12 protein-coding genes are annotated in these 13,125 nt (G+C 73.6%); 6 read left to right on the top strand and 6 right to left on the bottom strand.

Annotated features, from left to right (window positions below; translation table 11 throughout):
• The first annotated feature begins 223 nt into the window (after positions 1 to 223).
• The 5 genes from ACFW47_RS14060 (at position 224) to ACFW47_RS14080 (ending at position 5,538) form a co-directional block, all read left to right on the top strand.
• Positions 224 to 1,030, top strand: coding sequence for a winged-helix domain-containing protein (locus ACFW47_RS14060; RefSeq protein ID WP_386305913.1), 807 nt, complete (start codon positions 224 to 226; stop codon positions 1,028 to 1,030).
• A gap of 42 nt (positions 1,031 to 1,072) precedes the next feature.
• A complete protein-coding gene (locus ACFW47_RS14065; RefSeq protein WP_386280456.1) occupies positions 1,073 to 2,095 on the top strand; it encodes a LacI family DNA-binding transcriptional regulator in 1,023 nt (340 codons plus the stop codon).
• Positions 2,096 to 2,205: 110 nt separating this feature from the next.
• The gene (locus ACFW47_RS14070) at positions 2,206 to 3,255 is read left to right on the top strand and encodes a S1C family serine protease (RefSeq protein ID WP_386305914.1); all 1,050 of its coding nucleotides are present in this window, start codon (positions 2,206 to 2,208) and stop codon (positions 3,253 to 3,255) included.
• A gap of 97 nt (positions 3,256 to 3,352) precedes the next feature.
• Entirely contained in the window at positions 3,353 to 4,099 is a 747-nt protein-coding gene (locus ACFW47_RS14075; RefSeq protein WP_386305915.1) for a response regulator transcription factor, read from the top strand.
• Positions 4,096 to 5,538 carry a sensor histidine kinase gene (locus tag ACFW47_RS14080; RefSeq protein ID WP_386305916.1) on the top strand — a complete coding sequence of 481 codons (1,443 nt, stop codon included), beginning with the start codon at positions 4,096 to 4,098 and terminating at the stop codon, positions 5,536 to 5,538. Before ACFW47_RS14075 ends, ACFW47_RS14080 begins: the two co-directional genes overlap by 4 nt.
• Before the next feature lie 64 nt (positions 5,539 to 5,602).
• Here the strand turns inward: ACFW47_RS14080 and ACFW47_RS14085 are convergent, their stop codons facing one another.
• A complete protein-coding gene (locus ACFW47_RS14085; protein WP_386305917.1) occupies positions 5,603 to 7,438 on the bottom strand; it encodes a bifunctional metallophosphatase/5'-nucleotidase in 1,836 nt (611 codons plus the stop codon).
• Positions 7,439 to 7,621: 183 nt separating this feature from the next.
• Here ACFW47_RS14085 and mshD point away from each other — a divergent pair, with 183 nt between their 5' ends.
• Positions 7,622 to 8,551 (top strand): mycothiol synthase, encoded by a 930-nt coding sequence (gene mshD / locus ACFW47_RS14090; RefSeq protein WP_386280416.1) that lies wholly within the window; start codon positions 7,622 to 7,624, stop codon positions 8,549 to 8,551.
• A 13-nt stretch (positions 8,552 to 8,564) separates the two neighbouring features.
• On the opposite strand, the gene ACFW47_RS14095 is transcribed toward mshD, so the two are convergent.
• From ACFW47_RS14095 to ACFW47_RS14115, 5 genes are read right to left on the bottom strand one after another with little or no spacing between them, the layout of a single operon-like run.
• Positions 8,565 to 9,203 (bottom strand): ABC transporter, encoded by a 639-nt coding sequence (locus ACFW47_RS14095; protein WP_386280414.1) that lies wholly within the window; start codon positions 9,201 to 9,203, stop codon positions 8,565 to 8,567.
• The gene (locus tag ACFW47_RS14100; protein ID WP_386305918.1) at positions 9,191 to 10,714 is read right to left on the bottom strand and encodes an ABC transporter permease; all 1,524 of its coding nucleotides are present in this window, start codon (positions 10,712 to 10,714) and stop codon (positions 9,191 to 9,193) included. The genes ACFW47_RS14095 and ACFW47_RS14100 overlap by 13 nt, the downstream gene beginning before the upstream one ends.
• Positions 10,711 to 11,580 carry an ABC transporter ATP-binding protein gene (locus tag ACFW47_RS14105; protein WP_386305919.1) on the bottom strand — a complete coding sequence of 290 codons (870 nt, stop codon included), beginning with the start codon at positions 11,578 to 11,580 and terminating at the stop codon, positions 10,711 to 10,713. Before ACFW47_RS14105 ends, ACFW47_RS14100 begins: the two co-directional genes overlap by 4 nt.
• Positions 11,581 to 11,635: 55 nt before the next feature.
• Entirely contained in the window at positions 11,636 to 12,472 is an 837-nt protein-coding gene (locus ACFW47_RS14110) for a zf-HC2 domain-containing protein (protein ID WP_386280405.1), read from the bottom strand.
• Positions 12,469 to 13,011, bottom strand: a complete 543-nt coding sequence (locus tag ACFW47_RS14115) for an RNA polymerase sigma factor (protein WP_386305920.1) — start codon at positions 13,009 to 13,011, stop codon at positions 12,469 to 12,471. Before ACFW47_RS14115 ends, ACFW47_RS14110 begins: the two co-directional genes overlap by 4 nt.
• Between the last annotated feature and the right edge of the window lie 114 nt (positions 13,012 to 13,125).

The raw sequence follows: 13,125 nt of genomic DNA on the forward strand, positions 1-13,125 counted from the left end.
AACGTAGCCCCCGGGTCCTTTTGTGCTTTCGGGAGCGATGCCGGGCGGCCGCCGGGCGTTCACCTCCCGGACGCGCGGCGGGCCCCACGGGCACGGGACCCGCCACCTGCACCACCGTACGAAGCAGTGCCGCAAACGTCCTCGCAGGGACCCAGGAGGAACCAGACGTTATGGGCGAGCGAACCGGGCACGACCACAGGACGACCCAGGCAGGTGGGGCGCGATGAGTTCTCTGCTGCTCCTGACCAACGCCCTCCAGCCGTCGACGGAGGTGCTCCCCGCCCTCGGCCTGCTGCTGCACAACGTCCGCGTCGCGCCCGCGGAGGGCCCCGCGCTCGTCGACACCCCCGGCGCCGACGTGATCCTCGTCGACGGGCGCCGCGACCTTCCCCAGGTCCGCAGCCTGTGCCAGCTGCTGCGCTCCACGGGCCTCAGCTGCCCGCTGGTCCTGGTCGTCACCGAGGGCGGCCTCGCCGCCGTCACCGCCGACTGGGGCATCGACGACGTACTGCTGGACACCGCGGGCCCGGCGGAGGTCGAGGCCCGGCTGCGCCTCGCCATGGGCCGCCAGCAGATCGTCGGCGACGACTCCCCCATGGAGATCCGCAACGGCGACCTGTCCGTGGACGAGGCGACGTACTCCGCGAAGCTCAAGGGCCGGGTCCTGGACCTGACCTTCAAGGAATTCGAACTGCTGAAGTACCTCGCCCAGCACCCGGGCCGGGTCTTCACCCGCGCCCAGCTGCTCCAGGAGGTCTGGGGCTACGACTACTTCGGCGGCACCCGCACGGTCGACGTGCACGTACGGCGGCTGCGCGCCAAGCTCGGCCCCGAGCACGAGTCGCTGATCGGCACCGTGCGCAACGTCGGCTACCGCTTCGTCACGCCGGAGAAGCCGGAGAAGCCGGAGAAGCCGGAGAAGCCACAGAAGTCGGACAGGCCGGAGCGCTCGGCGCAGGAGGCCGAGGCGAAGACCGACGCCCGGCCGCAGGCGGACCCCGCGGCGCGGGCGACGTCAACCAAGGTGTGATACGCCCTGCCCAGGGCGGTTCCATCCGCGTAGACTCCGCGCGTGGCCAAGGTGACTCGGGATGACGTGGCGCGACTGGCGGGGACTTCCACCGCCGTCGTCAGCTACGTCATCAACAACGGACCCCGGCCGGTCGCCCCGGCCACGCGCGAGCGTGTCCTCGCCGCGATCAAGGAGCTGGGGTACCGCCCGGACCGGGTCGCCCAGGCGATGGCGTCGCGGCGCACGGACCTCATAGGGCTGATCGTGCCGGACGCGCGCCAGCCCTTCTTCGCGGAGATGGCGCACGCGGTCGAGTGGGCCGCCTCCGAGCGCGGGAAAATGGTCCTCGTCGGCAACTCCGACTACGTCGGCGAGCGCGAGGTCCACTACCTGCGCGCCTTCCTCGGCATGCGGGTCTCCGGGCTGATCCTGGTCAGCCACGCCCTGAACGACCTGGCCGCCGCCGAGATCGAGGCCTGGGACGCCCGGGTCGTCCTGCTGCACGAGCGCCCCGAGGCCATCGACGACGTCGCCGTCGTCACCGACGACCTCGGCGGCGCCCAGCTCGCCGTGCGCCACCTGCTGGAGCACGGGTACGAGTACGTCGCCTGTATGGGCGGCACCGCCGAGACCCCGTCCGTCGGCGACCCGGTCTCCGACCACGTCGAGGGCTGGAAACGGGCGATGAAGGAGGCCGGTCTCTCCACCGAGGGCCGGCTCTTCGAAGCCCCGTACAACCGCTACGACGCCTACCGCGTCGCCCTCGAGCTCCTCTCCGGCCCGCGGCGGCCGCCCGCGATCTTCTGCTCCACCGACGACCAGGCGATCGGCCTGCTGCGCGCGGCCCGCGAGCTGCGCATCGACGTACCCGGCGAGCTGGCGGTGGCCGGCTTCGACGACATCAAGGAAGCCGACCTGGCGGACCCGCCGCTGACGACGGTCGCCTCCGACCGCTCGGCGATGGCGCGGGAGGCCGTGGACCTGGTCCTCGACGACGGCCTGCGGGTGGCGGGCTCGCGGCGGGAGCGGCTGAAGGTCTTCCCGTCGCGGCTGGTGGTCCGCCAGTCCTGCGGCTGCGAGTAACCTCCGGCGGTCCTCCGGGCGGCCGTGCGGGTCTTTATATCGGGCATACGAGGTTCTGCCGGGCTTCTCAGGCAGCACTCAGGCCCTTCTCATGCGCGGGCGGGACGCTCATGGACATGACCGAGAGCCTCCGCCGGAACGGCGAGTACGAGCACGCACAGGAGAACCCGTACCAGGGAACCCACGAGCACGCCTCCTCTCCCGTCGACCCCGAGTGGCCGCCCCCGCCGGCCCAGCCGCCCGCCGCCTCCTTCGCCTCCTTCCAGGGCGGGCAGCCCGAGCAGCCGCGCGAGAAGCGCAGGGCCCGGCGCGGCCCGGTCGCCCTCCTCACGGCCGTGGCGATCGTCGCGGCGGCCGTCGGCGGCGGTACCGCCTTCGGCATCCAGGAGCTGACCGGCGGCGACACCGTCGCCTCCAGCTCCAGCAGCACCAACGTGGTGCCCTCCAGTCAGAAGGGCACGGTCTCCGGCGTCGCCGCGTCGGTCAGCCCGAGCATCGTCGAGATCAGCGCCACCTCGCCCGCCGGATCCTCCACCGGTTCCGGCGTGATCATCACCGGTGACGGCGAGATCATCACCAACAACCACGTCGTCTCCGGCGCCTCCTCCGTCAAGGTGACGACCAACGACGGCAAGCAGTACACGGCCGAGGTCGTCGGCACCGACAGCAGCAAGGACCTCGCGCTGATCAAGCTGGAGAACGCTTCCGGCCTCAAGGCCGCGACCCTCGGCGACTCCGATGCCCTGAAGGTCGGCCAGCAGGTCGTGGCGATCGGCTCCCCCGAGGGCCTCACCGGCACGGTGACCAGCGGCATCGTTTCGGCCCTGGACCGCGACGTGACCGTCTCGACCGACGAGGGCCGGCAGCAACAGCAGCAGGGCGGCGGCTGGCCCTTCGAGTTCGGCGGCCGGGAGTTCAACGGCGACACCGGCTCGTCCACGACGACGTACCAGGCGATCCAGACCGACGCGTCCCTGAACCCGGGCAACTCCGGCGGCGCGCTGATCGACATGAACGGCAACATCGTCGGCATCAACTCCGCGATGTACTCGTCGGCCGAGTCCTCCGCCGGCGCGGGCAGCGTCGGCCTCGGCTTCGCCATCCCGATCAACACCGTCAAGGCCGACCTGGCCAAGCTGCGCGCGGGCGCCGACGGCTGAGCGGGCGTCCCACGCGGCTGCCCGAGGCCGCCGCGAACATGCGAGGCTGAAGACGTTGGCAGCCGCACCCGACACCGCATCCGAGGAACCCGAGCCCATGAGCCCCGCAGACGGCGACCGTGACCGCGACCGCGAGATCCAGCGCATCCTGATCGTCGACGACGAACCGGCGGTCCGCGAAGCCCTCCAGCGCAGCCTCGCCTTCGAGGGTTACGACACCGAGGTCGCCGTCGACGGCGCCGACGCGCTGGAGAAGGCGTCGGCGTACCGTCCCGACCTGGTCGTCCTCGACATCCAGATGCCCCGCATGGACGGCCTGACCGCCGCCCGCCGCATCCGCGGCGCGGGCGACACGACGCCCATCCTCATGCTCACGGCCCGCGACACGGTCGGCGACCGGGTGTCCGGCCTGGACGCCGGCGCCGACGACTACCTGGTCAAGCCCTTCGAGCTCGACGAACTCTTCGCCCGCATCCGCGCGCTGCTGCGCCGCAGCTCGTACGCGGCGGCGGTGGAGGCCACCGCCGAGGACGACGACACCCTCACCTTCGCCGACCTGACCATGGACCTGTCGACACGGGAGGTCGTCCGCGCCGGGCGCCCGGTCGAACTGACCCGCACGGAGTTCACCCTCCTGGAGATGTTCATGGCCCACCCGCGCCAGGTCCTCACCCGTGAGCAGATCCTCAAGGCCGTCTGGGGCTTCGACTTCGAGCCGTCCTCCAACTCCCTAGACGTGTACGTCATGTACCTGCGCCGCAAGACCGAGGCGGCCGGCGAGCCGCGCCTCGTCCACACCGTGCGCGGTGTCGGCTACGTCCTGCGGCAGGGCGGCGCGGAGTGACGAGCCTGGCCCGCCGCGTCCGGGCCCTGCCCATCCGGGCGCGGCTGTCGCTGCTGGTGGCGTCGGCGGTGGCGCTGGCGGTCGCGGCGGCGGCGGTGGCGTGCTGGTTCGTGGTGAAGAGCGTGCTGGTCAGCTCGCTGGACGAGGCGCTGAAGGCGAACCGCATGAGCAAGCAGCAGGTGAGCCAGTACGTCAACCTGCGCACCGGTGAGTGCGCCCACGACCCCGTCACCCACGAACAGAACCCCTTCGGCTCGTCCGTACAGCTCGTGGACGGCAAGGGCGGAAGCTGCCTGATCATCGGCATGGAAGAGGTCCCGCTCGCCGACACCGACCGTGCCGTGGCCGAGGGCAGGACCGAGGACGCCCTGCACGACGCCACAGGCCCGGACGGCACCCAGTACCGGGTCTACACCTACAGCGTGCTGCCCGAGCTGGGTGTCGCCGTCTCCGCCGCCCGCCCGCTGAGCGAGGTGAACAGCTCCCTCAGCAACCTCGCGCTGGTGCTCGTCTTCGTCGCGGGCGCCGGGGTCGTCGGCGCGGGCGCCGCGGGCCTCTGGGTGGCCCGGACCGCCCTGCGTCCCGTCGACGAACTGACGCGGGCCGTGGAACACGTGGCCCGCACCGAGGACCTGACCGTCCGCATCCCGGTCGAGCAGGACAGCGAGGACGAGATCGCCCGCCTCTCCCGTTCCTTCAACTCGATGACCTCGTCCCTGGCCAGCTCCCGCGACCTGCAACAGCAGCTCATCGCCGACGCCGGCCACGAACTCCGCACCCCGCTCACTTCCCTCCGCACCAACATCGAACTCCTGACCCGCAGCGAGGAGACCGGCCGCCCCATCCCGGAGGCGGACCGCAGGGCCCTGCTCACCTCGGTCAAGGCCCAGATGGCCGAACTGGCCGCCCTGATCGGCGACCTCCAGGAGCTCTCCCGCCCCGACACGGGCCAGCACGCGGGCAAGTCCCGCATCCTCGCCTGGCACGACGTCGTCGAGTCCGCCCTGCGCCGTGCCCGCCTGCGCGGACCGGAGCTGACCATCACGGCGGACGTGCACCCCTGGTACGTGCGCGCGGAGCCGGCCGCCCTGGAACGCGCGGTCGTCAACATCCTGGACAACGCGGTGAAGTTCAGCCCCGAGGGCGGCACGGTCGACGTACGTCTCGCCGACGGCGTCCTCACCGTCCGCGACCAGGGCCCCGGCATCCCCTCCGACGAGCTCCCGCACGTCTTCGACCGCTTCTGGCGCTCCCCGTCCGCCCGCGCGCTGCCCGGCTCGGGCCTCGGCCTGTCGATCGTGGCCCGCACGGTGCAGCAGGCGGGCGGCACCGTGAGCCTGATACCGGGCGAGGGCGGCGGCACGACGGCGACCGTACGCCTGCCGGGAGCGCCGGTACCGCCGCCGGAGACGGGCGGGGCCGACGGGGGGCAGAAGTAGCCGAGCGGGGCCCGGCGTCCGCACCCCGTGCGGCCGCCGGGCCCCGCTCCCGGACGCGCAACGCCTACTGCACGACCGTGATCCGGTCCGCCGCCGGCGGCTCGATCGGGTCGGCGGCCGAGGAGTTGGCCGTCAGGTACTGCTCAAGGGCCGTCAGGTCGTCCGCGCCGACCAGTTCGTTCGTGCCCTCGTCGAGGGTGGGGAAGCCGTCGCCGCCGCCCGCGAGGAAGCTGTTGGAGGCGACGCGGTAGGTGGCCGACGGGTCGATGGGCGCGCCGTCGAGACGGATGGAGTCCGTGACGACGCGGTCCGCACCCGACTTGGTCAGGTCCAGGGTGTAGGTGAGGCCGGAGGAGATCTGGAGGATCTTCGGGGAGGCCTCGTTCGGGCCGGTGACCTGCTCCTTGAGGACCTGGACGAGCTGGGCGCCCGTGTAGTCCTTCAGGTTCACCGTGTTGGCGAAGGGCTGGACCGTGAAGCCCTCGGCGTAGGTGACGACTCCGTCGCCCTCGGCGCCCGACGCCGCGTAGGTCAGCGGCGCGCGGATGCCGCCCGGATTCATCAGGGCCAGGTCGGTCTCCGGGTCCTGGGACTTGCCGTACGCGAGTTGCGCGTCGGCGATCAGGTCGCCCAGCGGGGACTCGGTGCCGCCCCGGTCGATGTCGCCGGAGACGTAACCGATGGCGCGGTTGCCGATGGGGGCGGCCAGGGTGCTCCACTTGTCGATCAGGCGGGTCATGTCCGGCGCCTTCGGGACGTCCCGCGTCACCACGTGGTTCGCCGACTTCACGGCCGTACGGGCGATGTCACCCGTCGCGCGGTCGTAGGTCAGCGTCGTGTCCGTGTAGAGGCGGCCGAAGGACGACGCCGAGGTGACCATGCGGGGCTTGCCCGCCGGGTCGGGGATCGTGCAGACGTACGCCGCGTGGGTGTGGCCGGTGACCAGTGCGTCCACCTGGGGCGTCACGTTCTTCGCGATGTCCGCGATCGGGCCGGAGATGCCGTCGCCCGCGCCCGGGGAGTCGCAGTCGTAGTTGTAGGAGGAGGAGGCCGGGAAGCCGCCCTCGTGGACCAGGGCGACGATGGACTTCACGCCCTGGCGCCGGAGCACGTCGGCGTACTTGTTGATCGTCTCGACCTCGTCCTTGAAGGCCAGGCCCTTGACGCCCTCCGCCGAGACGATGTCCGGGGTGCCCTCCAGGGTCACGCCGATGAAACCGACCTTGACGCCCCGCTGCTTCCACACCCAGTAGGGCTTCAGGATGGGCTTCTTCGTCTTCTCGTCGAGGACGTTCGCCGCCAGGTACGGGAAGTCGGCGCCCTTGAACTCCTTGTCGGTGTAGCAGCCGTCGGTGGGGTGGCAGCCGCCGTTCTGGAGGCGGGCCAGTTCCCTGGCGCCCTCGTCGAACTCGTGGTTGCCGACGCTCGTCACGTCGAGGTCCAGCTTGTTCAGGGCCTCGATGGTCGGCTCGTCGTGGAAGAGGCCGGAGAGGAGGGGGGAGGCGCCGACCATGTCGCCGCCGGCGGCGGTGATGGAGTACCGGTTGCCCTTGCGCGCCTCGCGCAGATGGGTGGCCAGGTACTCGATGCCGCCCGCGTCGATCGTCTCCGTCGTGCCGTCCGGCTGGATCTCGGTGACCCGGCCGGAGGATCCGGCGGGCGGTTCGAGGTTGCCGTGCAGGTCGTTGAAGGAGAGGAGCTGGACGTCCTGGTAGCGGCCATGACCGTGGCCGTGGCCTCCAGGACCGCCGTGGCCCCGGTGGTTCCCGGCCGTGCTCGCCGACGCCGGCAGTGTCGCCGCGGCGAGCGCGCCCGCGGTGACGACGGTGGCGGCAGCGGCGAGCAGACGGGTCGTACGGCGTCTGCGGCGCGGATGGTGCGACTGTGCTGTGGCTGGCATGCGCCCCCCTGTGGGTGTGCGTGAGCGCGAGCCGCTGAGGAGACGGCTCGTCGGCGCAGCAGCCTAGAGTCAACGCGCGTAGCGCGACAGGGGGCGACGGGTTACATCCTGGTGTACCTCCGCATCGGCCCAACTCCCGCGACCACCGCCGCTTTGCCGCACCCGCCCCTTACCCTCGTACGCATGACCAGCGACGACACCGTGCGGCCCGGCCGCTCCCGTTCGATCGACACCCTCTCCGAACTCACCCCGGAGCAGACCGAAGCCGTCCTCGCCCTGCTCGCCGAGGCCGCCCGGTACGACGGTCAGCAGGCCGTGTCCGAGCAGGGGCGGCTGCAACTGCGCGGTCCGGCGCGGGAGGGCGTCTCGCACCTGCTGCTCACCGTCGACGGCGGCGAACTCGTCGGCTACGCCCAACTGGAGGGCGCCGACCCGATCGAGCCCCCGGCCGCCGAGCTGGTCGTCCACCCCTCGCACCGGGGGCGGGGACACGGGCGGGCGCTGGGTTCCGCGCTGCTCGCCGCCTCCGGCAAGCGGCTGCGGATCTGGGCGCACGGCGGCCACTCCGCCGCCCGGCACCTCGCGCAGGTGCTGGGGCTGACCCTCTTCCGCGAACTGCGCCAGATGCGGCGCCCGCTGGCCGGCCTGGAGCTGCCGGACCCGCGTCTGCCCGAGGGCGTGACCGTGCGGACCTTCGTGCCCGGCCGGGACGACGCCGCCTGGCTCGCGGTGAACGCCGCCGCCTTCGCCCACCACCCCGAACAGGGCTCGCTCACGCAGCGGGACCTCGACGACCGGAAGGCCGAGGCGTGGTTCGACCCGGCGGGGTTCTTCCTGGCGGAGCGGGACGGGGAGCTGATCGGCTTCCACTGGACCAAGACGCACGCCGAGGAACGGCTCGGCGAGGTGTACGTCCTCGGCATCCGCCCCGACGCCCAGGGCGGCGGCCTCGGCAAGTCCCTGACGACCATCGGCCTGCGGCACCTGGCGGAGCGTGGACTGCCCACGGCGATGCTGTACGTCGACGCCGACAACACGGCGGCGGTGTCCGTCTACGAACGCCTCGGGTTCGTCACCCACGAGACGGACCTCATGTACCGCACGGAGACGTGAGGCGCGCCGCCCGTCAGGCCGCCCCGTCGCGCCGTCCCACCGGCTCCGGGCCGCACACCGCCCACGCCACGGTCACCGCCACCAGCAGCACCGCCCACCGGTCGTGGGCCTCGGGCCACCGCGGGTCCTCGGCCGGGACGAACAGTGCCCAGCCCTCCGGCGCCAGCAGGGGCGCGGCGACGGCCGCCAGCAGCAGGGCCGCCACCACCGCCGGGCCGGGACGCGCCTCGTCCGTCAGCCGTACCGCGGTCGCGGCGGCCGCGAGGGCCAGCACGCCCACCGCCGCCGCCTCCAGGGTGATGTCACCGGCCGGGGGCCGGGACGCCGACGGGGCGACGAGCAGTACGGCCGTCCACCACAGGGCGGCGAGCGGGGCGACCAGGGCCACCCTCAGCGCCTGCCGGAGCGGGCGCGGGACGGGGACGGGCGTGGTGAGGTGGCGGGCCGGGTCGTCCAGGAGGAAGGCCAGGCCGAGCGCGCCGATGAGCGCGACGCCCCGGAGCAGGACGAGCGTCTGCCAGGGGGCGGGCTCCGCGCCCGTCAGGGCGGGCGTGGACGCGGCCAGCAGGCCGAGTGCTCCGGCTGCGGCCAGGGCCGGCCACGGCAGCGTGCGCCACACGGGGACGACCAGGGCGCGCGTCACTCCTCGCACGAGTCCGCCTTGTCCGGCCCCCTCACACCCAGCAGCTCGGCTGTCCGGGCCGTGGTGACGCCCGGGGCGGTCAGCGCGTCCCAGTGCTCCTTGACCCGCCGGCCCACCCCGGCCGGCGGGTTCTCCAGCAGCCGGCGCACGACGTCCGTCTGGCCCTCCGTCATGGTCAGCGGGTCGGTGGGCGACAGGACGATCGCGGAGCCCTTGACGCTGTCGTCCAGCCGGACCCGGCGCAGGGCGTCCATCGGGTCGTCCTGCCAGGCCAGGGACAGCCACATGACGGTGACCATCCGACCGTCGCACAGCTCGCTCCCGGCCGCCTCCGTTCCCGCGACGAGCACGGCGGCGACGGCACTGGAGAACTCGGGGACGCGGTTGCCGCCCCATGCGGTGCCCACGGTCACCTGGCCGGGCTCGGTGAGCGCGGGGATCGCGGCGTCGCCCTCCAGCCCGTACCGGGCGTCGATCCGCTGCCGCACGACGATCCGCCGTTCCTGCGCGGCACCGCCCGCCAGGGACTGGACCCGCTCCACGACGCCGGCCCAGGCGCCGACGCGGGGGACCCACTCGTCGAAGGCGCAGTACGTCGATCCGCCGCGCTCCACGCACGTCTGCTCCGGCCGCACCGAGGCACGCTCCCGGGCCGCGGTCAGCTCCGGCGACGGCGCCACGCCCCGGGCCTGGAGGACCCCGCCCGTCACGGCCAGCGCGAGGGTGAGGGCGACGCCCGCCCGCACGACCGGGTTCCGCCCGCCGGCGAGGAGCACGGCGAGGAAGGCGGCGAACAGGGCGGCGCCCGTCAGGTAGAGGGCGTGCCAGGCTGCGGGCCGGCCCAGCAGTTCGGAGGGCAGGGTGTCGCCGCTGATCGCGGCGACCACCGGCGAGAGCCAGGAGGTGCCGTCCGTGCCGCTGGGTCCCGTACCGAGCACGAAGGCGAACAGCAGCAGCACCACCGTGAGCGGCCCGGCGAGCGGCGACCGCAGCACCCGCGCCAGCAGCACCCCGAGCATCCCGAACAGCAGCACCGTCAGCGGTCCGACGGCCAGCTCGGCGGGTGAACCGTGCCCGACCGCGCCCGGCTTGAGGGCCGCCCAGGCGAACTGCCCGGCCACGCAGACCGCGGTGAGCAGGGCGGCCGGTACGACGGACAGCGCGTGCGCGACCGTACGGTGCCAGGCCGGCAGGACCAGCACGGTGAAGTGCGCCTCGGTGCCGTGCCGCTGGGGCCGCAGCATCGCGGAGTTGACGCCGACCAGGACCGCGAGGCCGACGAACATCGGCATGCTCTGGGTGGCGCGGTCGGCGTCCTGGAGGGCGGGGTAGCCGTCTTCGGCGCTGCGGCCGCGCCACACGATCCAGGCGATGTAGCCGAGGAAGACCAGCACGACGGGGATGCTCGTCAGCATCCGGCGCGCCTCGAACCGCGCGAGGGCGAACACGGCCTTCGCGCCCGCCCCGCGGGGACCGGCGTCCACGTCGTCCGGGGCGGTCGTCGTCAGTACGGCGCTCACGCGGCCACCTCCGCGTCGCTGCCGGCGGCGCCGTCGAGGGCGAGCAGGTAGCCGTCCTCGAGCGTGGGCTCGACCAGCTCGGCGCCCCCGGGCGGATCGCCCACGTTCCGGAACGACCCGTCGCCGGTACGCCACCCGGCCTTCGCGCCCGCGTCGCGCGCTCCGCTGCTCCACACGCGTCCGGCGGCCCGTGCGGTCAGTCCGGCCGGGGTGCCGTCGAAGCGCACCGTGCCGGCGGCCATGACGACCACCCGGTTGCAGAGCATCGCCACGTCCTCGGTCTGGTGGGTGGAGAGCAGCACGGTGCGCCCCTCGCCCGCCCCGGCGATCAGCTCCCTGAAGCGCATCCGCTGCTCCGGGTCCAGGCCCACGGTCGGCTCGTCGAGCACCAGGAAGCCGGGGTCGCCGACCAGCGCGGCCGCGAGCGCGACCCGCTGCCGCATCCCGCCGGACAGCTTCTTGATCTTCCGCCCGCGCACGTCGCCCAGCCCGGCCTCCTCCAGCACGCGCCGCACCTCGCGGTGCCGGGCGGCCCGGCCCGTCATCTCCTTCAGGACGGCGACGTAGTCGACGAACTCGAACGCGGTGAAGTCCGGATGGAAGCCCGGCGTCTGCGGCAGGTACCCGAGCCGCCGCCGCACCTCCTGGCGCCCGCGCGCGCTCCCCGGGTCGTGCCCGAGCACGGTGAACGCGCCCCGGTCGGCGGGCACGGCGGTGGCGAGCACCCGCAGGAGGGTGGTCTTCCCGGCGCCGTTGGGTCCGAGCAGCCCGGTGACGCCCGGGGTGAGCCGCAGCGACACGTCGTCGAGGGCACGGGTCCGGCCGTAGGAGAGGCAGAGCCCGGAGGCGGAAACGGTGGGGGTCATACGGCACTCCCGTACAAGAGGTTCGAGTGGAAGAAGTGAGGGAGGGGGGCGGCGCTCACACGACACCGCGCGCGGACACGTCGAACCGGTCGCGCAGCAGGAACAGCAGCCCGGCGCCGAGCGCGGCCACCAGCCCGGACACGCCCTGCCCGGCCGCCGTGAACGGCGCCAGCGGGTCGTCCCCGGCCGGAGCCGCCGCGTCCGCGGCCAGCAGCACCGCCACCCACGCCCCCGCCACGACGGACGGCGCGGCCACCGGCCCCAGCCGGGGCGTCAGCGCCAGCCCGGTCGCGGTCAGGGCGAGCCCGGGCAGCAGCCAGGCGAGCGCCCGCAATCCGTACCCCGGCATGGCCAGGCTCGCCAGCCCGCCCACGCCCAGCGCGACGAAGAGCACGGCGACCGTACGGATCATCAGCAGCCGGAAGCCGTGCAGCGGCGAGACGACGGCCATCTCGTGCGTCGGGTCCAGCGCGGGCCCGTACGCGAGCGCCACCGAGGCCAGCGGCAGCAGCGGTGCGACGGCGAGGAAGAGGGTGGGCCGGTCGGCCGCGCCCGCCGTCCAGGCGACGAGGAACGTCGTCAGCAGTACGGTGGCGACCGCACCGAGCCAGGAGCGGCGCAGTACGGGGGTGGCGGCGAGCAGCCGCGCGGTGCCGTCCCCGACGCCGCACCGCACCAGCAGGCCCTCGAACCACCCCGGCCTCGGGGCGTCCAGCTCTGCGTCGAGCCGTTCCCACCCCGCGTCCAGGGCGACGGGGTCGCTCACCTCGGCGAGGACGGCGCGGCAGTGGGCGCAGGCGGTCAGGTGGGCGTCGGCGGACCACAGGACGGGTGCCGCCAGCTCGCCCCGGGCGTAGGCCCGCAGGTCGGCCTCGTCAACGTGCCAGGTCATGCCAGCGCCTCCCGCAGCTGTCGGCGGGCCCGCATCGCCCGTGTCTTGACCGTGCCCGGCGGGATGCCGAGCAGGACGGCCGCCTCGCGGGTGGTCAGCCCGTCGACGACGGTGGCCTGGAGCACCGCGCGCAGCTCAGGCGAGAGCCGCACGAGCGCGCCGGCGAGGTCGCCGTGCTCCACACCGGCCAGCACCCGTTCCTCGGCCGAGGCCTCGTCCCGGTGCCGCAGCCGCGCCAGCGCCTGCCGCAGCCGGCCCCGAGCCCCGTCGCCCCGCATCACGTCGATCAGCCGCCGGGACCCGATCCGCCACAGCCACCCGGCCACGTCCCCGTCCTGCCGGTAGCGCGCGCTGCCCCGCCACACCGCGAGGAACGTCTCCTGCACGACGTCGTCCACGACGCCGGCGTCGGCGCAGCGGCCGCGCAGGCGGGCGGTCAGCCAGGGTGCGTAGCGGCGGTACAGCTCCTCGAAGGCACGCCGGTCGCCGTCGGCGGCGACGGCCCGCAGCAGCTCGCCGTCGCTTCTCGTCTCGCTCACGTCTCCTCATCGCACGGGGCGGGTCCTCCGGTTCACGATCGCAGCCGGCGATTTCCGGACCGGAGGGGGATCCCGGCGTGCACCCCACCGCCGGAAGCCCCCCGCTATCCCACA

The sequence above is a fragment of the Streptomyces sp. NPDC058796 genome, assembly GCF_042745235.1.
GTDB lineage: Bacteria > Actinomycetota > Actinomycetes > Streptomycetales > Streptomycetaceae > Streptomyces.

Bases quoted from the DNA above. Each gene is read 5' to 3' on its own strand.
- ACFW47_RS14105 (WP_386305919.1), bottom strand. From the start codon at position 11,580: ATGACCCCCACCGTTTCCGCCTCCGGGCTCTGCCTCTCCTACGGCCGG.
- ACFW47_RS14085 (WP_386305917.1), bottom strand. From the start codon at position 7,438: ATGCCAGCCACAGCACAGTCGCACCATCCGCGCCGCAGACGCCGTACG.
- ACFW47_RS14060 (WP_386305913.1), top strand. From the start codon at position 224: ATGAGTTCTCTGCTGCTCCTGACCAACGCCCTCCAGCCGTCGACGGAG.
- ACFW47_RS14070 (WP_386305914.1), top strand. From the start codon at position 2,206: ATGGACATGACCGAGAGCCTCCGCCGGAACGGCGAGTACGAGCACGCA.
- ACFW47_RS14110 (WP_386280405.1), bottom strand. From the start codon at position 12,472: ATGACCTGGCACGTTGACGAGGCCGACCTGCGGGCCTACGCCCGGGGC.
- mshD (WP_386280416.1), top strand. From the start codon at position 7,622: ATGACCAGCGACGACACCGTGCGGCCCGGCCGCTCCCGTTCGATCGAC.
- ACFW47_RS14075 (WP_386305915.1), top strand. From the start codon at position 3,353: ATGAGCCCCGCAGACGGCGACCGTGACCGCGACCGCGAGATCCAGCGC.